Source organism: Devosia psychrophila (assembly GCF_000971275.1).
Classification (GTDB): domain Bacteria; phylum Pseudomonadota; class Alphaproteobacteria; order Rhizobiales; family Devosiaceae; genus Devosia; species Devosia psychrophila.
Genome location: NZ_LAPV01000134.1, coordinates 121,133 through 142,719 on the forward strand (window position 1 = coordinate 121,133; position 21,587 = coordinate 142,719).

Annotated in this window: 18 protein-coding genes; 4 read left to right on the forward strand and 14 right to left on the reverse strand. The window is 60.4% G+C overall.

The annotated features are described in order from the left end of the window. Positions 1 to 3: 3 nt before the first annotated feature. Genes WH91_RS14260 through hemP form a run of 4 tightly spaced genes read right to left on the reverse strand, consistent with a single transcriptional unit; the run spans position 4 to position 3,237 of the window. Entirely contained in the window at positions 4 to 1,107 is a 1,104-nt protein-coding gene (locus WH91_RS14260) for a FecCD family ABC transporter permease (RefSeq protein WP_143078015.1), read from the reverse strand. An 11-nt stretch (positions 1,108 to 1,118) separates the two neighbouring features. After that, positions 1,119 to 1,997 (reverse strand): heme/hemin ABC transporter substrate-binding protein, encoded by an 879-nt coding sequence (locus WH91_RS14265; RefSeq protein ID WP_046171669.1) that lies wholly within the window; start codon positions 1,995 to 1,997, stop codon positions 1,119 to 1,121. A 7-nt stretch (positions 1,998 to 2,004) separates the two neighbouring features. Then, a complete protein-coding gene (locus tag WH91_RS14270; RefSeq protein WP_046171670.1) occupies positions 2,005 to 3,060 on the reverse strand; it encodes a hemin-degrading factor in 1,056 nt (351 codons plus the stop codon). A 9-nt stretch (positions 3,061 to 3,069) separates the two neighbouring features. Next, entirely contained in the window at positions 3,070 to 3,237 is a 168-nt protein-coding gene (hemP, locus tag WH91_RS23540; protein WP_074797252.1) for a hemin uptake protein HemP, read from the reverse strand. 283 nt (positions 3,238 to 3,520) lie between these two features. Here hemP and WH91_RS14275 point away from each other — a divergent pair, with 283 nt between their 5' ends. Then, positions 3,521 to 5,539, forward strand: a complete 2,019-nt coding sequence (locus tag WH91_RS14275; RefSeq protein WP_199533526.1) for a TonB-dependent receptor domain-containing protein — start codon at positions 3,521 to 3,523, stop codon at positions 5,537 to 5,539. Between the two features lie 285 nt (positions 5,540 to 5,824). Here WH91_RS14275 and WH91_RS14280 read toward each other — a convergent pair whose 3' ends face one another. The 5 genes from WH91_RS14280 to WH91_RS14300 form a co-directional block, all read right to left on the reverse strand. Further along, entirely contained in the window at positions 5,825 to 6,718 is an 894-nt protein-coding gene (locus WH91_RS14280; protein ID WP_082102180.1) for a carbohydrate ABC transporter permease, read from the reverse strand. Continuing rightward, entirely contained in the window at positions 6,715 to 7,593 is an 879-nt protein-coding gene (locus WH91_RS14285) for a carbohydrate ABC transporter permease (RefSeq protein ID WP_046171672.1), read from the reverse strand. Before WH91_RS14285 ends, WH91_RS14280 begins: the two co-directional genes overlap by 4 nt. A gap of 63 nt (positions 7,594 to 7,656) precedes the next feature. Next, complete coding sequence (locus tag WH91_RS14290) at positions 7,657 to 8,937, reverse strand: type 2 periplasmic-binding domain-containing protein (RefSeq protein ID WP_046171673.1); 1,281 nt, start codon at positions 8,935 to 8,937, stop codon at positions 7,657 to 7,659. A gap of 158 nt (positions 8,938 to 9,095) precedes the next feature. Continuing rightward, positions 9,096 to 10,178 (reverse strand): ABC transporter ATP-binding protein, encoded by a 1,083-nt coding sequence (locus tag WH91_RS14295; protein ID WP_046171674.1) that lies wholly within the window; start codon positions 10,176 to 10,178, stop codon positions 9,096 to 9,098. A gap of 187 nt (positions 10,179 to 10,365) precedes the next feature. After that, complete coding sequence (locus WH91_RS14300; protein WP_046171675.1) at positions 10,366 to 12,219, reverse strand: glycoside hydrolase family 2 protein; 1,854 nt, start codon at positions 12,217 to 12,219, stop codon at positions 10,366 to 10,368. Positions 12,220 to 12,326: 107 nt separating this feature from the next. On the opposite strand from WH91_RS14300, the gene WH91_RS14305 reads away from it, so the two are divergent. The 3 genes from WH91_RS14305 to arfA all read left to right on the forward strand — a co-directional run bounded on the left by WH91_RS14305 (position 12,327) and on the right by arfA (position 15,971). After that, positions 12,327 to 13,340, forward strand: a complete 1,014-nt coding sequence (locus tag WH91_RS14305; protein WP_143078014.1) for a LacI family DNA-binding transcriptional regulator — start codon at positions 12,327 to 12,329, stop codon at positions 13,338 to 13,340. 53 nt (positions 13,341 to 13,393) lie between these two features. Next, complete coding sequence (locus tag WH91_RS14310; protein ID WP_046171677.1) at positions 13,394 to 14,320, forward strand: ArsR/SmtB family transcription factor; 927 nt, start codon at positions 13,394 to 13,396, stop codon at positions 14,318 to 14,320. Between the two features lie 139 nt (positions 14,321 to 14,459). Next, positions 14,460 to 15,971 carry an arabinosylfuranosidase ArfA gene (gene arfA / locus WH91_RS14315; protein WP_046171678.1) on the forward strand — a complete coding sequence of 504 codons (1,512 nt, stop codon included), beginning with the start codon at positions 14,460 to 14,462 and terminating at the stop codon, positions 15,969 to 15,971. 60 nt (positions 15,972 to 16,031) lie between these two features. On the opposite strand, the gene WH91_RS14320 is transcribed toward arfA, so the two are convergent. The 5 genes from WH91_RS14320 to WH91_RS14340 all read right to left on the reverse strand — a co-directional run bounded on the left by WH91_RS14320 (position 16,032) and on the right by WH91_RS14340 (position 21,467). Then, a complete protein-coding gene (locus tag WH91_RS14320; protein ID WP_046171679.1) occupies positions 16,032 to 16,853 on the reverse strand; it encodes a phytanoyl-CoA dioxygenase family protein in 822 nt (273 codons plus the stop codon). A 17-nt stretch (positions 16,854 to 16,870) separates the two neighbouring features. Beyond that, positions 16,871 to 17,839: an ABC transporter permease gene (locus WH91_RS14325; RefSeq protein WP_046171680.1), complete on the reverse strand. Its 969-nt coding sequence runs from the start codon at positions 17,837 to 17,839 to the stop codon at positions 16,871 to 16,873. After that, a complete protein-coding gene (locus WH91_RS14330) occupies positions 17,836 to 18,834 on the reverse strand; it encodes an ABC transporter permease (RefSeq protein ID WP_046171681.1) in 999 nt (332 codons plus the stop codon). Before WH91_RS14330 ends, WH91_RS14325 begins: the two co-directional genes overlap by 4 nt. Beyond that, on the reverse strand, positions 18,831 to 20,357 hold the full coding sequence (locus WH91_RS14335) for a sugar ABC transporter ATP-binding protein (protein ID WP_046171682.1): 1,527 nt from the start codon (positions 20,355 to 20,357) through the stop codon (positions 18,831 to 18,833). The genes WH91_RS14330 and WH91_RS14335 overlap by 4 nt, the downstream gene beginning before the upstream one ends. A 132-nt stretch (positions 20,358 to 20,489) precedes the next feature. Beyond that, positions 20,490 to 21,467, reverse strand: a complete 978-nt coding sequence (locus tag WH91_RS14340; RefSeq protein WP_046171683.1) for an ABC transporter substrate-binding protein — start codon at positions 21,465 to 21,467, stop codon at positions 20,490 to 20,492. Positions 21,468 to 21,587: the final 120 nt, after the last annotated feature.

A 21,587-nucleotide genomic window follows, 5' to 3' on the forward strand; every position in this document is an offset into this window, starting at 1 on the left:
ACTTCACCACGCAAAGGCCGCGCGCTTGCGCAGCAGGATCCAGAGAAAAAACGGGCCGCCGAACGCCGCGGTGATGATGCCGATGGGCAGCTCGGCCGGCGCCACGATCAACCGGCTGATCGCATCGGCCATCAGCAGGAAGGAGGCGCCCAGCAGGGCAGTCGCCGGCAGCAGGTAACGATGGTTTGGCCCGATGATCAGGCGCAGCAGATGCGGCACGACGATGCCGACAAAGCCGATGCCGCCGCTGACAGCCACCGAGGCGCCGGTGGCGCCGGCCACGGCCACGATGGTCAGCAGCTTGAACCGTTGCACCGGCACGCCGAGATGCGCGGCGGTCGCTTCACCCAGGGTGAGGGCATTGAGCCCGTTGGCCAGAAAGCCGGCGGCAATCAGCGAGGCGATAATGATCGGGCCGGATGCCGCCATCTTGGTCCAGTTTGCGCCCGAAAGAGAGCCCAAGCTCCAGAATGTCAGGTCGCGCAACTGGCTGTCGGTCGCCACATAAACCAGCACGCCGGTAACCGCGCCGGCAAGGGCTGCAATGGCGATGCCGGCCAGCAGCATGGTGGCGATAGCGGTCTGCCCGCTGCGCGTGGCGACACGATAGAGCAGGAAGGTCGTGATCAGCCCGCCGGCAAACGAGGCGATCTGCAGGGTGTAAATGCCCAGCAGCGCCGTCACTGGAGCCAGCATGGTGGTGCCGAGAACAATGATGCTGACCGCGCCGAGGCCCGCACCAGCCGACACGCCAACGAGACCGGGATCGGCGAGGGGATTGCGGAACAGGCCCTGCATCAGCAGGCCGGAAACCGCTAGCGCGGCGCCGACCAGCACGCCAAGCAGCATGCGTGGCAGGCGGATATTGTAGATCACCGCATGGTCGCGCAGTGCCTGCTCGGCATGGTCGGGCACGGCGCCAAACCAGCCGGCGACGATGGTCCATGCCGAGGCGCCAGATGCTCCGGTGGTCATCGACACAGCCATCATGATCAGCAGCAGCACGGACAGGACGACGATGGCGAGGCGCCCCAGATTGCTGCGATCACCCGCAGCCAGATCGGCCGACGCGCTTTTGTGCTCGAGCATGGTCACTACACTCGCCATCGTCGCGTTCCTTAGTTTGCGCCGTACAGCAGGTCGGCGACTTCGCCAGCAGCGGCCGCCGTGCGCGGGCCAAAGCCCAGCAGGTAAGCGCCCTCGATGCGGTAAAACGCATCGTTCTGGCCGGCGGGGGTCAGTGCGATGGCCGGATTCGCCTTGAGATCGGCATCGCTGGCGCCGTGGTCGCCGCCGCGATCCATCATCAGGATGACGTCGGGAGCGGCGTCGATGATGGCTTCCTCGGTCAGCGCCTTGTAGCCGGCGTATTCGTCGATGGCATTGACCCCACCGGCCAGAGCGATGATGCCGTCGGCAGCGGTGCCCGTGCCGGAAGCCTGGATCTTGCCGCCTTCGGCCGACAGGATGAACAGCACGCGCTTGGGCTCGGTTACGGTATCAGTGCGGGCTGCCAGATCGGCAAACTGCTGCTCGGTTTCGAGCGCCAGAGCTTCGGCCTTGTCGGCGACACCGAGGGCCTGGCCCACGGCCCGAATTTTTTCCACCACGCCTGCAGCGGAATAGCTCTCGGGCACGGTCTGGTACTCGACACCGGCATGGCTGAGAACTTCCAATGCCTCGGGCGGACCGCTGCCTTCGATGACCAGCAATGCCGACGGGCTGACTGACAGCACGCCCTCGGGCGCCAGCTGGCGCATGTAGCCGACATCGGGAAGCTTCATGACAGCCTCGGGGTAGAGCGCTGTCTGGTCACGCGCGACCAGCTTGCCCTCTTCGCCGAGCGCAAAGATGATTTCAGTGATCGAGCCACCGATCGACACCAGGCGCGATGTGTCTGCGAACGGCTTGAGCTCCTGCGCCATGGCGCTCGACAGGCCAAGTGACAGCGTCAGCAGAGCCACGCCAGCGAGGCGACGGGAATTGAAAACGTACATGGTGACCTCAGGCCGCGTTGGATTGGTTGTGCAACGGAAGCTGCTCGACGGCGGTGCGCCAACCGGCGCGCTCATCGTTGCCCTCTTGGCGCTTGCCGAAGAACTGGATGATCAGCTCGCGATTGCCGTCATAGACTTCCACTGAGGTGATGTGACCGTCGCTGGTCGGCTTGCGCACGGCCCACACCGCAGCAATATGATCGAGCCGCAAGTGCAGGTGGAAGGTGTCATCCATCACGTTGAGCCAAGGGCCCATCGGCTTGATATTGGTGATCGGGCCGGCGTGAATCTGGATGCAGCCGTGATTGCCGACAAACGCCATGATCGGCAGGTCGGTGCCCGCTACGGCGGTGAACATCTGCTCCACAGCGGTCGAGTCAAGCTGCCAAGCGAAGTCTTCGCCGACCATTTCAAGCGCGTTGAGGCGGTGCAGGTTGAGCTTCTTCAGCATGCCGAAAAACTGGTGCGTGTCTGTCAGCGCCTGCCACTGCTCGCGGAGGCTGGCGACGTCGGCCGGCTCGCCCAAGCCGGGAACTGCGAACCGCGGCGTGGTGACGATGGTGTCAGTCTGTTCGGCGTGGCGGAGGTTGGTCACCAGAGCCGACCAGGCTTCGAGATTGGTCGCAGGACGCGCGTGCACCTTGTGTACGGCCTGGCCCTGCGCATCGAAAAACTGCAGCGAGCGGCGCACGGCGCCATCTTCGCCAGTCTTTTCCACAGCAAAACCAAAGGCCCACTTCGATGGGAAAACGCGCAGGTCGATCTGCTCGCCCAGCACCATTGATGCCATCGGGCCGATGACGACCTTTTCATAAGGGCCAATCTTTTCGTGCACGGCGCTTTCGTTGCGGGTCAGCGCCATGATCTCGCCGACAGCGCTCAATCCGTTGAGCAGCAGACCGACGTCCGGCTTCAGGAAAATGGCCGTGCGACCCACTTCGGCGGCCACGAGATGGGCTTCCGAGATGGCGTGAATGCGGGCGAAATCGCGTTCCCGCATCTCGGGATGCAGGGCACGCAGGTTGCGGATATCTTCAGCGGTCTTGGCTGCGGTTTCGGTCAATTGGGAACCCTATTTGGTCAGAATGAGCTTGTCTTGGCGGGTGACCCGCAGGCGGTACTGTTCGCCGTTGTGCAGGATGAGAACTTCGGTCTGTCCGTCGAAAAGTTCAGTGCTCGCAATAGTTTTGCGGTCACCATCAGTGCGCTCGGGACGCGAAGGCTCTTCGGCAACGGGCATAAATAATCCTTTTAGATCATACTCATAGAGGGCAGTTTTCAGCCTGCGTCCGGAATGCATATAACTTGACTTCCATAACCAGGTTATTTACTCAGCGCAATAGGTGATCTAAAATGTCATGTTTCAGGCGCTATTTACAGCAAGCCAGCCATCCGCCAGCCAGCAGCTAAAAACAAAGAAACTGGAGTTTAAAATGGGGCTGGTACGGTCACGCGCTGTCACACTGATGTGCGGCGTTGCGCTAGGAGCGATTGCGTTGCAGGGGGCTGCAGCGCAATCCAAGGTGAACACAAAGAATGTGACGCTGCTGGAGCGTCTGGTGATCGGTGCAGGTGCGCCCAAGGTGGCTATCGATACGCCGCAAGCTGTGACCGTTGTCAGCCAGGGAGACATCGATCAGAAGCAGGCATCCAGCACCGGCGAAATCTTCGACGACATTCCCGGCGTGACCATGGTCGGCTCCGAGCGCGTCCTTGGCGAATCCTTCAACATCCGCGGTATCGGCGCAGCTGAAACCTCCGGCGACGAAGCCCGCATCGCGATCACCGTCGATGGTGCCAAGAAGTTCTATGAACAGTACCGCATGGGCTCGTTCTTCTCGGACCCGGAGCTGTACAAGCAGGTCGAGGTGCTGCGTGGACCCGCGTCGTCCACCCTGTACGGGGCTGGCGCCATGGCTGGCGTCATCAACTTTACTACCAAAGATGCTTCCGATTTCATTCGCGAAGGCCAGACCGGCGCGATCCGCGTCAAGGGCAGCTACAACTCCAACGGCAATGGCACGCTGATTTCAGCGATCGTTGCGCACCAGATCAACGAGACCTTCGAGATTCTTGCGACTGGCAACCTGCGCCAGTCCGCTGTCCAGACGCTGGCGGGCGGCGGCACGTTGCCGGGCTCCGAATTTGCGGCCTGGTCGGGCCTTGTCAAGGGGACCATGCATCTTGACGACGAGCAGGTGGTGCGCCTGTCGTACCAGCAGTGGAGCACCGATGCGAAAAAGCAGGACTATGCACAGACCGGCACAGTGTCTGATTTCGGGAAGATCGATCGCGCCGTGACCGACAAGACGGCCCTGCTGAGCTACGAAAATCCTGCCATCGAGAATCCTATGCTTGATCTCAATGTCCAGCTTTCCTATTCCGACACTACCGTTGCCCAGCGCAATCCGACTGTCCCGGTCGGCTCCATCGGCGCTGCCGACTATGGTTACGGCACGACACAGTTCAATGCGCAGAACACCTCGGAGTTTGGCGGCGAAGGCTGGGAGAATTTCCTGACCTATGGCGTGCAGGCGAGCTATCAGGTTCGAACCGCAGCACCGGTCGGCGGCGGCGTCATCACCACCCATCCTGAAGGTACCTCGACCAATGTCGGCGTCTTCGCGCAGTCCGAACACACGATCAATGACGCATTGACCGTCACGGCCGGCGCCCGCGTCGACTATTCCAACCTGGTGCCCGGCGCGGCCCTAGTGACCACTACGCCAAATAGCCAATGGGCTTTCTCGCCCAAGCTGGCCGCCATCTGCGCGTTCAATGACAGTCTCAATGTGTTCGGCTCGGTCGCTCACACTGAGCGCATGCCCACTCTGGACGAAATGTTCCAGTACTCGGGCACACGGACGGCCAACTTGAACCTGCGCAAGGAATCATCGGACAACTTCGAGCTTGGTTTCGGCACCAGGGGCTATGATTTGCTGGCTGAGGGTGACTCGTTGGGCCTCAAGGCTACCGGGTTTTACAACAACATCACCGACGGCATCCGCTCCAACCCGAGCAGCGCCAATGCACCGTACTTCGTCAACATCGCGGGCATGAGACTCTGGGGCCTCGAGCTTGAAGCCTCGTATGAAGCCGAGCAGATGTTTGCGCGGCTGGCCTATACGTTCACACGCGGCGAATACACCCAGGGGTTTACGGGTACTGGTGGCAGCGCGGCGACCAATGCCTCGAATACCCGCAACGTCGGCGACCCGCTGGACACGCTGCCGCAGGACAAGATCGTTGCTACGCTGGGGGGCCGGTTGCCCGAGCAAAATCTCGAGTTCGGCGTCAAGGTCACGCTGTCTGCCGACCCGATAGTGGCAGTTGCCACGACTCCAGCGTCTGGCAAGCCGGGCGGTTGGGCCACCGCTGACGTGTTCGCAAGCTGGAAGCCGGAGCAAGGCCAGTTCAAGGGGCTGGAAGCACAGTTCTCCATCGAGAACATCTTCGACACCGACTACCGCGAGAACCTGTCGATGGACCGCTCCAAGGGCCGCACCTTCAAGCTGACCCTGGCCAAGCAGTTCGACTACTAAGCAGACAATCCGGCCAGCAGCCCACGGCTGCTGGCCATTTGCTTCTAAAGATTGACGAGCAAGACCAAGGCGATTCCGCGGATCTCGCAGAGCTTCCCGCGTTGATATCGACTACGCCGATCTTGGAGACGGTAGTACGGACTTTCATCTCGCCGGGCGCCCGGCTATAATCGGCTGCGGAACATTTGATGGCGAAAGAAGCACCTCACAGTCGTCGTCGTGAGCTAGCCAGACCGGATGATCGCTAGGTCCAGGACGCCCCCGACTAAACCCACTATCTCCGTGTCAGCCTTTCACCCCGGCTGACAGCATTATGGCCTGCGTTACGCGGCGTTGAAAAATCAGATACAGCACTGCCACCAGCAGCGCCGCCAATATGGCTGCTGCGAGTTCGCGGGCGTAGTGCACGCCGAAGGCGTCGTTGACCTGGGTGATGCCGACGGCCACGTTCATCATCTCGGGTTTGGACACGGCGAGGAATGGCCAGAGGAATGCATTCCAGGCGCCAATGAAGGTGACGATGGCGAGGGCCGTGGTGACGCCCCAGTTCATCGGCAGGTAGATGCGGCTGAAGATGCGCCATTCGCTGGCGGAATCCATCTTTGCTGCTTCCCGATACTCCTTGGGTACGGAGTCAAAGAAGTTCTTGTAGACGATGATCACCACGGGGTGGATGAGCTGTGGCAGGATTACGCCCATCCAGGTGTTGATCAGCGATAGCTGCGCCATCAGGATGAAATGGTTGACGATCAGGGCGGTCAGCGGAACCATGAAGCTGGCGAGGATCAGGTACCAAAGCACAGTGCGGCCGGGGAACCTGAGCTGGGACAGGGCGTAGGCGGTCAGCGCGCTGGTCACCAGAGTGATGGCGGTGACGCCAAGCGAGGTCACCAGCGAGTTGACATACCAACGGCCGATCATGGTGTTGGCGAAGACCTCCCAATAGGCCTCGATGGTCCAGGTCCGCGGCAGGAATTCCACGGTCTTGGAGATGACCTGGGATTCGGGCTTCAGCGAGGTAATGACGCCCCAATAGATCGGGAAGGCCCAAAGTATGGCAAAGACCAGTGTGATCAGCGTCAGGATCAGGCCGCCGATATCGAACGCCCTGAGCTTGCGCGAAGTGGTCGTTGTGCCTGCAGCACCCAATGCCGGATTGCGGCTATCAGCGATGCTCATTTTTCACCTCGGGCACGAAGAAACTGGAACTGCAGCAAGGAGACGACGATGACGATGACAAACAGCGCGACGGAAATTGCTGCCGCGTAGCCCCCCTCGTTCTTCTGGAAGGCCTGGCTGTAGATATATTGCACCATCACCATCGACGGGTCCGGGCGCCCGCCCTGTACGAACAGATAGACCTGGTCGAAAATCTTGAGTTGCAGGATGAGCTGAATGGTCAGCACCAGCGCCGTCACCGGCCAGATCAGGGGCCAGGTAATGCGGCGGAAAATGGTCCAGCGGCTGGCATTGTCCAGCGCCGCGGCCTCGTAGATGTCGGTCGAAATCGAGCGCAGGCCAGACAGGAACAGCAGGATATTGAAGCCGCAGGTCCACCAGATGGTGACAAAAGCGACGGACGGCATGAACAGCCACTGGGTGCGGAACACCGGGGTGGGCTTTCCCAGAATAAGGGCAATCGGGTGTTGCATGATGCCGAACTGCAGGTCGAACATCCAGTTCCAGATGCGATAGACCACCGACACCGGCAGAATATAGGGCAGGAAGAACATCGCGAGGATGACGCTCTGCTGCCAGCCCTTGAGCCGGGAAACCATCATGGCGATGGCCAGCCCGATCAGAGTATTGGGGATCACCGTCAGCGCTACGAAATAGCCGGTGTTGCGAACCGAGGTCCAGAAGCGGCGGTCGTCGAACATCTCGACGTAATTCTCAATGCCGATCCACTTGCCGGGCCCGATCAGGGGCGCATCGGTGAAGCTGAGATAGACCATTTGCACTGTCGGCCACAGGAACAGCACGCCATAGATCAGCACGAAGGGCAAAATGAGAAGATAGGCGGCTACCCACTCTCGGCGTTGGTCTCTGATCATTGTGTTCCGGCCTTTAAACAAAAGGGGTCCGGCGACAAAAGCCGCCGGACCGGTCGTTCAGATTTAGTCGGCCTGGTCCTGCAGGTCGGCCTTCATCTCTTCGATGGCGGCCTGTGGCTCGAGTTCACCATTCATCGCCGGGCTGATGTAGTTGGCCACCGCGTCGTAAACGGGGGAGGCAACGCCAGCCAGCGTCGACTTCGGATCGAACACGGCAGTATCGGCCAGGATCGAATAGGTGGCATTAGGCTGCATGGTCTTGAACGCTTCGCTTTCGCGCGTTGGGGTATAGGCCGGGATATGGCCGGCACTCGCCCATGCGAGAGAGTTCTTGTTCATCCAGGAGATGACTTCGAGAACGGCGGCCTTCTTCTCAGGCGTCATTTCCTTGCCGACATTGTTCGGAATGGCAAAGCCATGCGAGTCAGCCCAGGTCGCCGGGTGATCGAAGAAGGTTGGGATTGCGATAGCACCCCATTCGAACCCGAGTTCACCCTTTGCAGCAAGGTCGGTCATGGTGGGAACTTCCCACACGCCATTGATGTGGAAAGCGGCGGCGCCCGAGGTAAACAGAGCAACCGAGCCTTCATATTCGGTCAGGGCCGGCGCATAGCCACCCGAAACCCAGCCAGCCATGGTTTCGACAGCCTTGACTGCCTTCGGGATGCTCTCGTCTGGGAAGAACGTGCCGTCGTCTCCGAGGAACACGCCGTCCTGTTGGCCGAACAGCGAGTAGAACACGCGCCATGGGGTGCCATCGCCCGAGGTCTGCAGCGACAGGGCATATTCCGAGCCGCCTTTCAGTTTTTCTAGGGCAGCAGTGAAGTTGTCGGCGCCGTCGAGGCCGGTGGGCAGGCCATCGGCACCAAGCAGACCAGCTTCAGCCAGCTTGTCCTTGTTGTAATAGAGAATGATCGAGTGGATATCGAACGGCACGGCATACTGCTTGCCGTCGCTCTGGCCAGCTTCCCAGTTGGCAGGGGCGAACGTGTCAGGCCCAAGGCCGACGCCCGCCAGATCGGTTGTGCTGATTTCAGCCAATGCACCCGACTGCACGCCAAGCGGCACGCGCGACAGATGGTAGGTCATGACGTCTGGACCTTCGCCGATGGCGGCCGAGGTCTGCACCTTGGTGTAGAAGGGGGTACCCCATTCCAGCGTCGTCGGCTGGATTTCGATCGTGTCGGCGTGTTCGGTGTTGAACTGCTCGATCAGGGCCTTCATGCGCACGCCGTCGCCGCCGCTGAGGAAATCCCACCAGACGACGTCTTCCTTCGCCTGCACACCGCCCACCGAGAGCAAGGCTACAGTCGACAGCATTGCGATCTTGAAAAGATTCTTCACGTTATCCTCCCTTGGGGTAAACCCCAGCGCCATTCCTCAGGACTTGCGTTGCACTGGCGAAGCGAACGCGCCTTTTTTCAGAAGACCGTTTGACGGCTCTGATTCTTCAAGAAGCCGCGCTTTGGCGCGAGGCTTCGAAATCGTATCCTGACCGCGGTTCAGGCGGCGGCGTGATAGGCTGTGCCGGCCTCGTCGAACACCATGGCTGCCTGACCATCGATCGCAATGCGGACAGGTTCCCCGGCCTGCACGCTGCTAACGCCATTGTCCTCGGCCACGAGTGTCGAGCCGTCGGCAAGGCGGGTATAAATGAGACTGCGCTCTCCCAGGCGCTCGACCACGTCAGCGACGCCTTCGATGTCGCCGTTGGGATCGATATGCGCCGCCTCGGCCCGGATGCCGAAGGTGAGGTTGCTGTTGGGAAGGCCCACGAAGGGTACCGAGGTCGTTACCGGCTTTTGCCCGGCAAAGCTGAAGGCAGCCTTGCCGCCGACATCGCTCACGGTAGTCACCGGCAGGAAACTCATTGCGGGCGATCCGACAAAGCTCGCCACAAAACGCGTGGCCGGGCGGGAGTAGATTTCCATCGGCGTACCGATCTGCTCGATGCGGCGGTTGTTCATCACCACGATGCGCGTGGCCAGAGTCATGGCCTCGGTCTGGTCGTGGGTCACAAAAATCATCGTCGCCTTGATGCGATTGTGAAGCTGCGCCAGCTCGAGCCGGGTGCGGACGCGAAGGCCCGCGTCGAGGTTGGACAGGGGCTCATCCAGCAGGAAGGCCTTTGGATCGCGAACGATAGCACGCCCGATGGCGACACGCTGGCGCTGGCCGCCGGACAGCTGCGCCGGTTTGCGCTCCAGCAACTGCGTGATTTCCAGCATGCGTGCTGCATCGTCGACGCGGCGGATGATTTCGGGCTTGGGCGTGCCGACGTTCTGCAGGCCGAACGACATGTTATCGCGTACCGTCATATGCGGGTAGAGCGCGTAATTCTGGAACACCATCGCGACGCCACGCTCATTAGGCGGCAACTGGTCGACGCGACGACCACCCAAATGGATTTCGCCCTCGGTGACGTCTTCGAGGCCGGCGATCATGCGCAGCAGGGTGGACTTACCGCAGCCCGAGGGGCCAAGGAAAACAATGAACTCGCCCGACTGGATATGCATGGACACCTTGTCCAATACGCTAACCGCGCCAAAGGACTTGCTGACCTCTTTGAGGACGATATCCGACATAAATTTCCTCTCCCGGGGCGCTTTGGGCGCCACTTGCTGCGAGCTCAGGGCCAAAACCCCGGCTCGCAGTCATTTGTAGTATTTTTCAGATGGAAGGCTTGGACGTCAATCCCATTAGGCGAAATAGTATCACAAAACCGGATAAATATCACAAATGTCGTCCGAGACGCATTTTGATAGGCGCCGATCAGTCGATCGGCTCCGCGTCGTCCGCCGCTTGCCGGGCCTTGCGGCGGGCGTTGTCGACCTGCTCGTGGGGCACCGATGCGGCGGGAAGGGTGGTGATGTCGCGCAGTGTCTTGAATGGCAGTTTCGGCTCACGGCCGGCAGTTAGCAAGCCGTTAACTTCCTGCTCTGTGTCCGTGACCTGAGTGTAGCAATAGCCCGCCACATGAGGCATGGCAGCGATAGCGGTGAAGATATCGCGCAGCCGGTCTTCGAAGTCGGCGGGGTCATTGACCGTGGAATAGCCGTGCCACTTTTCGCCCTGCTTGGGCAGGTAGCTGAGGCCGCCGAACTCGGTCAGCATCACCGGCGCATCGCCCAACTCGCGACCGCCGAGCACGATACGGCGGCGTGCCGGTCCCATGCCCTTCAGCATTGCCTCGATATCGGCCGTTTCATGGAAACGGCTCGATAGGCCGGCGCCGTCTGGAGCGTAGTCGTGCACCGACCAGATGTCGCTTTCCACCAGTTCCCAGCCATCGTTGGAGATAACGGGGCGGCTGGTGTCGAGCGCCTTGGTCAGGTGATATAGCGCGCTGGCATAATGGGCCTGGTCGGGGCGGTCGGAGATCTGCGAGACGCCCCAGCTTTCGTTCAAAGGCACCCAGGCAACGATGCAGGGATGGCTCTTGTCGCGCCGGATGGCCGCCATCCATTCCTTGGACAGTCGCTCGATGGCGGAGCTGGAAAAACCATAGGCGCTGGGCATTTCTTCCCAGACGATAAGGCCCAGCACATCGCACCAATAGAGGAAGCGCGGGTCTTCGATCTTCTGGTGAATGCGGACGCCGTTGAAGCCCATTTCCTTGATGAGTTCGACTTCTCGCTTCAGCGCCTCGGGGCTCGGGGCCGCTAGATGGGATTCCGGCCAGTAGTTTTGGCCAAGCACCATGCGCAGGTAATAGGGCAGGCCATTGAGCAGGAAGCGCTGGGCACCGACGCCGACGCTGCGCAGGCCGAGATAGGACTTCACATGGTCCGGCCGCTCGCCATTGAGCACGACTTCTACGTCTACGAGGTTGGGACGCTCGGGGGTCCACAGCAGGTAATCGCGATGCACGCCGTTTTCGAGTTGCGGCACGGCAATGTCAAAGCGCAGCTCGGCCTCGGTCAACACCATGGTCTGCTGGGCCAAAAGCTTGCCCTGAGCGCTGAGCTTGACGGTCAACGACACCGGAGCCGTCGGCACGGTGTTGAGGCGGACTTCGCAACTCACACGATGATGCGCCAGATCGGGCACAAAATGCAGATCGGTCAGGTGCAGGGCAGGTACGACGCTGAGCCACACCGGCTGCCATATGCCGCTGGTGCGGTGATACCAGATGGAGTGCGGCGCTTCGAGCCAGTCCTGCTTGCCACGGGGCATGCGGACATCCTGAGGCTGGTCCTCGGCGCGGACCACCACCACCTGATCGCCTTCGCCAAGAGCGTGCGTGACGTCGAGCGAGAATGGCACATGGCCGCCCTCATGATTGCCGACGCACTGGCCGTTGACCCACACCGTCGCCGCATAATCCACGGCACCAAAATTGAGCAGCAGCCTCTCGCCGGACTGCACACTTGGCGCGGAAAACGTCCTGCGATACCAGATGACCGGGTGAAATCCGGTTTCGCGCAGCCCCGAAAGCTCGCTTTCGGGAGGAAACGGCACCACGATCTGGCGATCGAAAATGTCCGGCCGCTGCCACCAGTTTTGGCCGATACCTGTATCGCCGTCGTCATGAGCGAAGCCCCATGAGCCGCACAGATCGATCCAGTTGTCGCGCTGGAATTGCGGATCGGGCGCAAGCGTGGTTGTGGCTTGGATGTTGGTCATGGTTCCTCCGGTTCAGTGACCAGCTCTCTGAAGGCCGGCTTGCTAAATTTGTTTAGCAAGCTGAGGCAGGTGCGCTATCTTGTCAAGGATGGCGACAGGGAGGCGACGTGAAAAATCGGGTGAAAATGGTCGATATCGCGCGGGCTGCGAATGTCTCGCGCACTGCAGTTTCGCTGATCCTCAACCAGATTCCTGGAATGCGAATAGCCCCGGCAACGCGCCAACGCGTGCTCAATATCGCCCGCGAGCTCGGCTACGACCCCGGCCCCAGGCTTGAGAATTTAGGCCAGGAAAACAAGCGGCTGTTTGGCGTCCTGATCAATGAAATTTCCTCAGCCTACCCGATCGATCTCATCTACGGGCTACAGAGTTGGGCCAATGGTCAGGGCGTTCAGATCATCATCCAGGTCTCGGATGGCATCCCCGACCGGGAGCTGGCGGCACTCGACAACTTTGCCCGATTCGGGGTGCAGGGCGTCGTATATGCCAGCAGCTTTTCGGCCATAGCTGAGCCGCCCGAAGCGCTTGGCAGCTTTAGGCACGTGATGCTGAATTGCCGGCGCGAGGACAGCTCCGGCTTTGCCGTGCTGCCGGCAGAACGTCATGGGGGCGCTGTTGCAACGCAGCATCTGGTCGACATCGGCCGTCGGCGCATTGCCACCATAACCGGCGATCCTTGGCAATTTGCCAGCAGGGAGCGACTGGCCGGCTATCGCCGCACGCTCAACAAAGCGGGCCTCAATCTGGGCAAGACCTATGAGGGAGTGAGCGATTGGGGCCATGTCTCCGGCTACCGGGCGGCGCGCGAACTGTTTGCTCTCGACCAACCCCCAGACGCGATCTTTGGGCAGAACGACATCATCATACGAGGGGTGTTGGCGGCAGCACGCGACGCCGGATTGCGCGTGCCGCAAGATTTGGCGCTCGTCGGCTATGACGATCGCGAATTTGCGAAATTCCAGGAGATAACCAGCATCACGCTGCCTTTTGTCGAGATGGCAGAACGCGCCTTAGGCGAGTTGGCGGGCATCGGCGAGCTGGGCAGCAAGACGGTGTTTCTGCCCGGAACCCTCGTTCCAAGAGGGAGCTCAATCGATACAACAACGGGGCTGCCGACTTGATTACATCAGAACTTTTGATACACACTTCGCCCAGGTCTTGAATTTGGGATGCCATGAGCCGCAATTTTTTGGTTATCGACCCTGAAGATGGCATCGCGGTGCTTAAGGGGCTAGCGTCATCCATCCGCATCAAGATGCTGAAGCTGTTGCATGTCGAGGGGCCGATGAACGGCAACGACATCGCGGCGCGACTGGGGCTGCCGCAATCGACCGTATCGACGAATTTGCAGATTCTCGAGAGCGCCGGACTGATCCGCACCGAGACGCAAAAGGCCCGCAAGGGTAACCAGAAGATTTGCCATTCCACCTTCGACGAGGTGCTGGTGATGTTCAAGGAAGACATTAAACCGCGCTCGAACGTGATCGAAGTGGCAATGCCGCTCGGACTTTACACAAGCTGCGAGGTGTCGGCGCCATGCGGTCTGTGTTCGGTGGACGGCATCATTGGATTGCTGGACGTTCCAGACACGTTTCTCGACCCAGGACGCATGAAGACCGGCCTTATATGGTTCACGCGCGGCTTTGTGGAATACCAGTTTCCCAACAATGCCAAGCTTGCGCAAAACACCATCGAGGTGATGGAATTCTCGATGGAGTTAAGCTCGGAAGTGCCTGGAACCTCGGCAGATTGGCCTAGCGACATCACACTATCGGTCAATGGCACCGAGATTGGCACCTGGATGTCGACCGGCGACTACGGCGACAAGCGCGGCGTCTATACGCCTAACTGGTGGAAGCTAAAGGGCAGCCAATATGGCAAGCTCAAGAGCTGGCGTGTGACGACGGACGGCACCTATGTAGACGGCATGAAGATTTCGCCGGTATCGCTGGTCGATCTGGACCTGGCCAATCACCGGTCGATACGGCTACGAATTGCGGTGAAGGAGGATGCACTGCATCCCGGAGGCATCAATATTTTTGGCCGAGGTTTCGGAAATTACGACCAGGACATCATCTTGCGCCTGCAAACGGCGCGTTAGCCGGATAGTCCCGTGAATGGCCCCAACAGGGGCGTCCGTGTGAAAAATGGCGCGCGACACTCTTGCACCCGTCGAACGTCATCGTTATTACCGAATTCATGATACAAATCCGGAAACCGGATGAAAAAGGGAGGCCGCGATGAAGTCGACGGTTATCGCGAACAAAGACTTTACGATTTCCAAGATTGATGGCCGCGTTTATGGCGCTTTTCTGGAGCACTTGGGGCGGGCGATCTATGAAGGCATCTACGAGCCTGATCATCCGACGGCAGATGAAAATGGCATGCGTGGCGATGTCGTTGACCTCGTCAAGAAGCTCAATGTTCCAGTCGTGCGCTATCCCGGCGGCAATTTCGTTTCAGCCTACAATTGGGAAGATGGCGTCGGCCCGCGTGAACAGCGCCCGGTTCGTCTGGACCTCGCCTGGCATACCTCGGAGAGCAACGCCGTCGGCATCCACGAATTTGCCGACTGGTGCGCCACCGTTGGCACGGAGATGATGCTGGCCGTCAATCTCGGCTCGCGCGGCGTCGACGAGGCGCGCAATTTTCTGGAATACGTCAATCATCCCGGCGGCTCCTATTGGTCCGACCTACGGATCAAGAATGGCCGCAAGGAACCTTTCAACGTTAAGTTGTGGTGCCTGGGCAACGAGATGGACGGGCCGTGGCAAGTCGGCCAGAAAGACGCGACCGAATACGGCAAGCTCGCCGCCAATACAGCGCGTGCCATGCGCATGTTTGACAAGTCTCTGGAGCTGATCGTCTGCGGTTCATCCAACCCGGACATGGCCAGCTATCCCGACTGGGAACGGATCGTCCTCGAGCACACCTATGACGAGGTCAACTACATCTCGCTGCATATGTACTTCGCCAATAGGGACGACAACACGCCCAATTTCCTCGGTCTGGCGGAGAAACTCGACACCTATATTGAGACCGTTGCCTCGACCATCAAGCAGGTCAAGGCCAAGCGCAAGTCGAAGCGCGATGTCTACATCTGCTTTGACGAATGGAACGTCTGGTACCATTCCAACAAGAAGGATCGCGAGATCCTCGAAGGCAACAGTGGCTGGCCGCATGCGCCGGGACTGCTCGAAGACATCTACAATTTCGAAGACGTGCTGATGGTGGGGTTGATCCTCAACACCTTCATCCGTCGCTCGGACGTTGTGAAGATCGCCTGCATCGCCCAGCTGGTGAACGTCATTGCCCCGATCATGACCGAAAAAGGCGGCCCGGCTTGGGCGCAGACCATCTACTACCCCTATTACTTCGCCTCTGTGTTTGGCCGCGGCACCGCCCTGCAGCTACAGGTCAATTCGCCAGCCTATGCAACGACGCATGCCGCTGAAACGCCGTTTGTCGACGTGGCGGGTGTTCAGGCCGACGATGGCACACTGACATTCTTCCTGGTCAATCGGCATACGAGCGAAAGCATTGAGACCGAGGTCGACCTGCAGGGCTTTACAGGCGGTGTTGTGATCGACCAGCAAGTGATGACCAATCCCGACCTCAAGGCCGTCAATACGGCCAACGAGCAGGATAAAGTGGCGCCACGCAAGGGCGACGATGCCAAGATCGTCGGCAGCAAACTGTCGGTAAACTTGCCGCCGTATTCGTATCAGATGGTCCGGGTGCGCGTGAGCTAAGCCGCTTTTCCCAGACCAGCAGTTAGAGGGTCGCGCCCAAGCGCGGCCCTTTTTGTTTTGCTATTCGGTGCCCATGACCAGGCCTTCGATATCGTGCTTTTGTGTGACCGGCACGAGTTCGTCGGCAACCCGGCAAACCAGGTGATCACGGACAATCGGCGGCAGGGCGTCATGATATTGCTGGGTGACCATCATGTCGTGCAGTTCGGCATGTCCGGCGCCGGGTGAATCGACCCCGAGCACCAGCACCGGCCGGGCGATCGGCGAGTCGTGCCGCGTCCCACGATGCATCATCAGCGCCGAGCGGCAGGAGATGTCGCCAAGCTGCGGATGCTTGCGCAGTGCCCGCTCGGTGTAGCGATCCCAGGAATCCTTCTCCGGGAACATCTCGTGTTTCCAGCTGCGGCCATCGTCATATTGCGTGCCAGGGGCACATTCGAACGGGCCCATGTCAGGGGTGACATCGACGCCGGTCAGGTTGAAGGCCAGCGAGGTCAGGCGCTTGTCGTTGTAGGTGTCCGGTGGCGACGGAAAATCGCGATGCCAGGGCTGGTTCATCGCCCCTTGGAAGGGTGTGTCAAAGCCGATTTCAACGATCTGATAGTCGTCGCCCAGCACCGCGCGGCACATGCCCACCACCCAGGGATGGGTCGTCAGTTCGACAAAGCCGCCAAATTCTTCGGGATGGATTTCCACATACCAGCGGCGCGGGCCCCGACCGACGGCGCCGCCCGGCCGCTGGATCGCGGCCCAAAACGCCTTCATCATGTCTTCGCGCATTGCCTCGGCCCATTCCCGGGAGAAGGCGGCTTTGTGTCCCACAATGCCATCCTGCATAAGGGTGGCGTGATCGTTTTCGATGGAGAGGACTGGATCGGTCATAAGAGGTTTTCCTTCGATTAGGTTCTAGTAGTCTCGCCCGCAACCAGCCGGGCTTGAAGAATGACGACCACCAGCAGGAACGCCCCGCGGATTACTGATTGCCAATAGGCGGAGAGCGATATCCAGCCCAGGCCATTCTCGAAATTCAGCACCGTGAACAGGATGCCGAGCAGCAGCACGCCCGCCAGTGTGGCGCCAACGGACCCGACCCCGCCGGTCAGCAGCGTGCCGCCGACCACCACCGAGGCGATGGCAAACAGTTCCCAGCCCACACCCTCGATAGGCTGGCCGGCGCCGAACTGGGCGGCGAGGACAACTCCAGCAAGGCCCGCCAGCCCCCCGCTGGCAACATAGGCAAGTGTCTTGATGCGATCGGCGGGAAGACCCATCAGCTTGGCCGATTCCTCGCTACCACCCACCGCGAGCACCCCGCGGCCGGTCGCCGTGTAGTTCAACACCAGCCACCCGAGGATAAAGGCGATCGTGGCAATGATCGCCGGGATCGGCAGACCGATGAAATTGCCCTGGCCGAGTTCGGTGAAGCCGGATTGGTAAGACACCGGCACCGAGCGGTTGTTCGCCAACAGGAGCGCGGTCCCGCTGGCGGCGAGCATCGAGGCGAGGGTGGCGATGAATGGCATGATGTGCATGCGGGTGATCATCACTGCATTGATCAGCCCGACCACAAGGCCGACAGCCACGCCTGCAACCACACCCGCAACTGGTCCGTAAGGGCTGGCATAGGCGGCGGCGACACTGCCCAGCGCGGCGACCGTGCCGACCGAAAGATCGATCCCGCCGGTCATGATGACGAAGCACATGCCCAGCGCCACCAGGGCGAACATCGAATTGTAGCGAAGCACGCTCATGATATTGAACAGGCCGAGAAAATTCTCATAGCGAAGGTAGCCAAAGAGGATCAGCAGGGCGAGTGCGATGAGCACTCCATAGGAGCCCACCATGCGGGCGAGGTGAATGCGGGTCATGCGCTGCGTCCCTGCTGCTGCACCCAGACGGCGGCAATGATGATGACGGCCTGCGCCACCTGCGCCACGGAGTCCGGGACGCCATTGGCGAGTAGCGTATAGCGCACCAGTTGGATGGTCAGAGCTCCGAGCAGGGTGCCGATGATCGACGCGCGGCCACCACTGAGCAGCGTGCCGCCGACGGCAACTGCCGCGATGGCGTCAAGCTCCATACCGAGGCCGACGAGATTGGCGTCGCTGGCCGAATTGATGGCGATGACCACCAGCCCGGCAATGCCGGCGCAGAAACCGGAAACGGCATAGACGACCAGCTTGACTTTTTTCACCGCAATGCCGGAAAGGCCCGAGGCTTTTTCGTTGCCGCCGATGGCGAGAATCTGGCGGCCGAATACCGTTTTGCGGATCACCCAGGCGGCAATGATTACCAGTACCAGCATAACGATGACCTGGAACGGAATGCCCAACACGCGGCCAAGGCCGATGAACTGGAATTCGGGGACCTTGAAGGTCTGCAACTGTCCATTGGTCATCACTTGGGCGATGCCGCGGCCGGCGATGAACAGCACCAGTGTGGCAATGATCGGCTGGATACGGAAACGGGCGATCAGCCAGCCGTTGAACAGGCCCAGCAAGGTCGCCACGCCGACGGCGATGATGATGGCCAGCGCCACGGCGAGATAAATATTGCCGATGGGAAACAGCTTGCTCATGAACACCATCGGCGCCAGAGCACCAGAAATCGACATCAACGAGCCGACCGAGAGGTCGATGCCGCCGGTGGCGATGACCAGCGTCATGCCTACGGCGACGATGACGATGGTACAAACCTGGGTCAGGTTGACGTTGAGCGTCTGCAGCGTGGCGAAATTGGTGGTGAAGATCAGGTTGAAGACGATCAGCAGCACCAGCGCAATGACAGTGCCGTAGCGGGCCAGCAGGTCGAACGGGTTGATCGGCCGTCGTTCGATGACGGTGGCGCGGGTCGCGTCGGTCATCGTGCGGCCTCCGGGCTACCTTCGGCCATGGCGGCCATGATCGCATCTTCACTGGCCTCGGCACGGGTCATCTCCGACACGGTCAGCCCTTCGCGCAGCACGAAAACGCGGTCGGCGCCCTCGATGACTTCTTCGAGCTCGGACGAGATCATCAGGACGGCGAGACCGTCATCGGCCAGCGACTTGATCAGCGCCTGGATTTCGCCCTTGGCGCCGACATCGATGCCGCGGGTGGGTTCGTCCAGAATGAGCAGCCGCGGTTCGGTGGCTAGCCAGCGGCCGAGCAGTACTTTCTGCTGGTTGCCACCGGAGAGCTCGCGGATCTTCTGGTTTGGGCCGGAGCATTTGATCGACAGGGCCTTGATGAATTTTTCGACGACGACGCGTTGGCGGGCCTCATCGATGATGCCGGATTTGGCCAGCTTGGGCATTAGCGCCAGCATCATGTTTTCGGCAACGCTCATATCGGGAACGATGCCCTCGGCCTTGCGGTCTTCAGTGCAGAAGCCGAGACCGGCGGCAATGGCGTCGATAGGGCTGGCCGGATCATACGGCGCCCCACCCAGCGTCATGGTGCCACCGCTGCGCTTGTCGGCGGCAAAGGCGAGGCGGGCGGTTTCGGTGCGACCGGCGCCCAGCAGGCCGGCAAAGCCGGCGATTTCGCCGCGGCGGATCGAGAAGCTGACATCGCGCACCGCGCTGCCGGCGCTGAGGTGCTCGGCCGCAAACAGCGTCTCGCCCAGCTTGGCCGGGTCACGATCGGTAAAGGCCGTGGCGTGGCCTTCGACGCGGGCAATCTCGCGGCCCAGCATGGAGGACACGAGGTCGAGCTTGCCGATGCCGCTGATCTCGGCAACCCGCACCGTGCGGCCATCACGCATGATGGTTACTCGATCACAGACGGCATAAAGCTCGTCGAGCTTGTGGCTGACGAAAACTACCGAGACACCCTCGGCCTTGAGCTGGCGAATGACGTCGAACAAAACACCGACTTCGCGCTCGTCCAGCGACGAGGTTGGTTCGTCCATTATCACCAGCTTGGCGTCAAAACCAATGGCACGGGCGATGGCGACCATCTGCTGGGTTGCGGTAGAGAATTCCATCACTGGGCGGCGAACATCGGCCTTGATGTTGAAACGGGCGAGCAGCCGTTCGGCCTCGGCATGCATGGCGCCCCAATCGAGCAGGCCAAAGCGCCGCTTTTCGCGACCCAGACAGATATTCTCGGTAATCGAGCGATAGGGGACGAGGTTGATTTCCTGATAAATCGTGGAAATGCCGCTGGCCTGGGCCTGCTGCGGCGAGGTGACCTCGAATGGCTTGCCATCGAAGCTGACGCTGCCTGCATCCTTTTTATGATAGCCGGTCAGCACCTTGATCAGGGTAGATTTACCAGCGCCATTCTGACCGATCAGCGCATGCACTTCGCCCCGGCGCACCTCGAAACTGGCGCCGATCAATGCAGGAATGCCGGCAAAGCGCTTGTCCACGCCCGCCATTGCGAGCAGCAGATCCTCACCCATCCTTGCTACCTTTTTTAGTTCAGCATCGTTCGAAGCGACGCAGAATTCAAGTGCGTCCAGTGGACGAATCAAAGCCAGAAAAAAGCCCCTTCGGCCCGGGAGTATGGGCCGAAGGGGCCTCTGGAGGACCTCTTAGTAAGCGGTCGGGAGCAGTTCCTTGGCGTTGGTGGCGTCGTAGAACTGATCGGGATTGATGATCATCGGTGCAATGGTCTCGCCATTGGCATAGGCCACGGCGGTGTCAAAAGCTTTGGGGCCAAAGCGCGGATTGCACTCGACCACGGCAGCGATCTTGCCCTCGACAACCAAGCCGACGGCTTCCTTGCCGCCGTCGATGGAGAGGATCAGCACATCGGTGCCAGGAACCTTGCCAGCCGCTTCGACAGCTGAGATGGCGCCGATGGCCATTTCGTCGTTGTGGGCATAGATGACATTGGCTTCCGGATGCGCCTGCAGCAGGGTTTCGGCAACCTGGCGACCAAGGTCGCGGTTGAAGTCGCCGGTCTGGCTGGCCAGGATCTTGAAGTCGGGATTGGCCGCGATGACGTCGTCAAAGCCCTTCTTGCGATCATTGGCGGGGGACGAACCGGTGGTGCCTTCGAGCTCAATGATGTTGGTCTTGCCATTGGCATTGGCGACCAGCCAGTCGCCGACGCGCTGACCCTCTTCGATGAAGTTCGAGCCGATGAAGCACACGTAGTCTTCGCCGGCCTTGGCAAGCGACTGATCGACGTTGCGGTCCAGCAGGATTACGGGAATGCCTGCGCCCTTTGCGGCCATGATGGCCGGGATCAGTGGAACTTCTTCGCGTGGAGCGAGGAAGATAAGGTCAACGCCTTGGGCGATCATCGAATTGACGTCGGAAACCTGCTTGGCGGCAGAGCCGGCGGCATCGGTATAGACCAGTTGCCAGCCGCGCTTCTTGGCTTCGTCCTGCATCGAAGCAGTCTGGGCCAGGCGCCATGGGTTGTTCGATTCGGTCTGGGCGAAGCCGACCTTGTAGGTGTCTTTCTTGGCCAGCGGCGGCACGGCGGCAAAGGCGCGCGACGCCATCAGCGATGCTGCAGCGGCGGCCGATGAAATAAGCAGAGTGCGACGAGATATCGTCATGCGTTTTCCTCCCAAAAAACGGATCGCGGGTTTTCCGCAAACTTGGTGTGGCTCCCTGCCACCAGATGATCCTTGCGCGTTGATCAAACCTAGTCAATTATTATTATTAATAAACATTAG

Bases quoted from the DNA above. Each gene is read 5' to 3' on its own strand.
- WH91_RS14260 (WP_143078015.1), bottom strand. From the start codon at position 1,107: ATGGCGAGTGTAGTGACCATGCTCGAGCACAAAAGCGCGTCGGCCGAT.
- WH91_RS14265 (WP_046171669.1), bottom strand. From the start codon at position 1,997: ATGTACGTTTTCAATTCCCGTCGCCTCGCTGGCGTGGCTCTGCTGACG.
- hemP (WP_074797252.1), bottom strand. From the start codon at position 3,237: ATGCCCGTTGCCGAAGAGCCTTCGCGTCCCGAGCGCACTGATGGTGAC.
- WH91_RS14280 (WP_082102180.1), bottom strand. From the start codon at position 6,718: ATGAGCATCGCTGATAGCCGCAATCCGGCATTGGGTGCTGCAGGCACA.
- WH91_RS14285 (WP_046171672.1), bottom strand. From the start codon at position 7,593: ATGATCAGAGACCAACGCCGAGAGTGGGTAGCCGCCTATCTTCTCATT.
- WH91_RS14295 (WP_046171674.1), bottom strand. From the start codon at position 10,178: ATGTCGGATATCGTCCTCAAAGAGGTCAGCAAGTCCTTTGGCGCGGTT.
- WH91_RS14300 (WP_046171675.1), bottom strand. From the start codon at position 12,219: ATGACCAACATCCAAGCCACAACCACGCTTGCGCCCGATCCGCAATTC.
- WH91_RS14310 (WP_046171677.1), top strand. From the start codon at position 13,394: ATGAGCCGCAATTTTTTGGTTATCGACCCTGAAGATGGCATCGCGGTG.
- arfA (WP_046171678.1), top strand. From the start codon at position 14,460: ATGAAGTCGACGGTTATCGCGAACAAAGACTTTACGATTTCCAAGATT.
- WH91_RS14320 (WP_046171679.1), bottom strand. From the start codon at position 16,853: ATGACCGATCCAGTCCTCTCCATCGAAAACGATCACGCCACCCTTATG.
- WH91_RS14325 (WP_046171680.1), bottom strand. From the start codon at position 17,839: ATGACCCGCATTCACCTCGCCCGCATGGTGGGCTCCTATGGAGTGCTC.
- WH91_RS14330 (WP_046171681.1), bottom strand. From the start codon at position 18,834: ATGACCGACGCGACCCGCGCCACCGTCATCGAACGACGGCCGATCAAC.
- WH91_RS14335 (WP_046171682.1), bottom strand. From the start codon at position 20,357: ATGGGTGAGGATCTGCTGCTCGCAATGGCGGGCGTGGACAAGCGCTTT.
- WH91_RS14340 (WP_046171683.1), bottom strand. From the start codon at position 21,467: ATGACGATATCTCGTCGCACTCTGCTTATTTCATCGGCCGCCGCTGCA.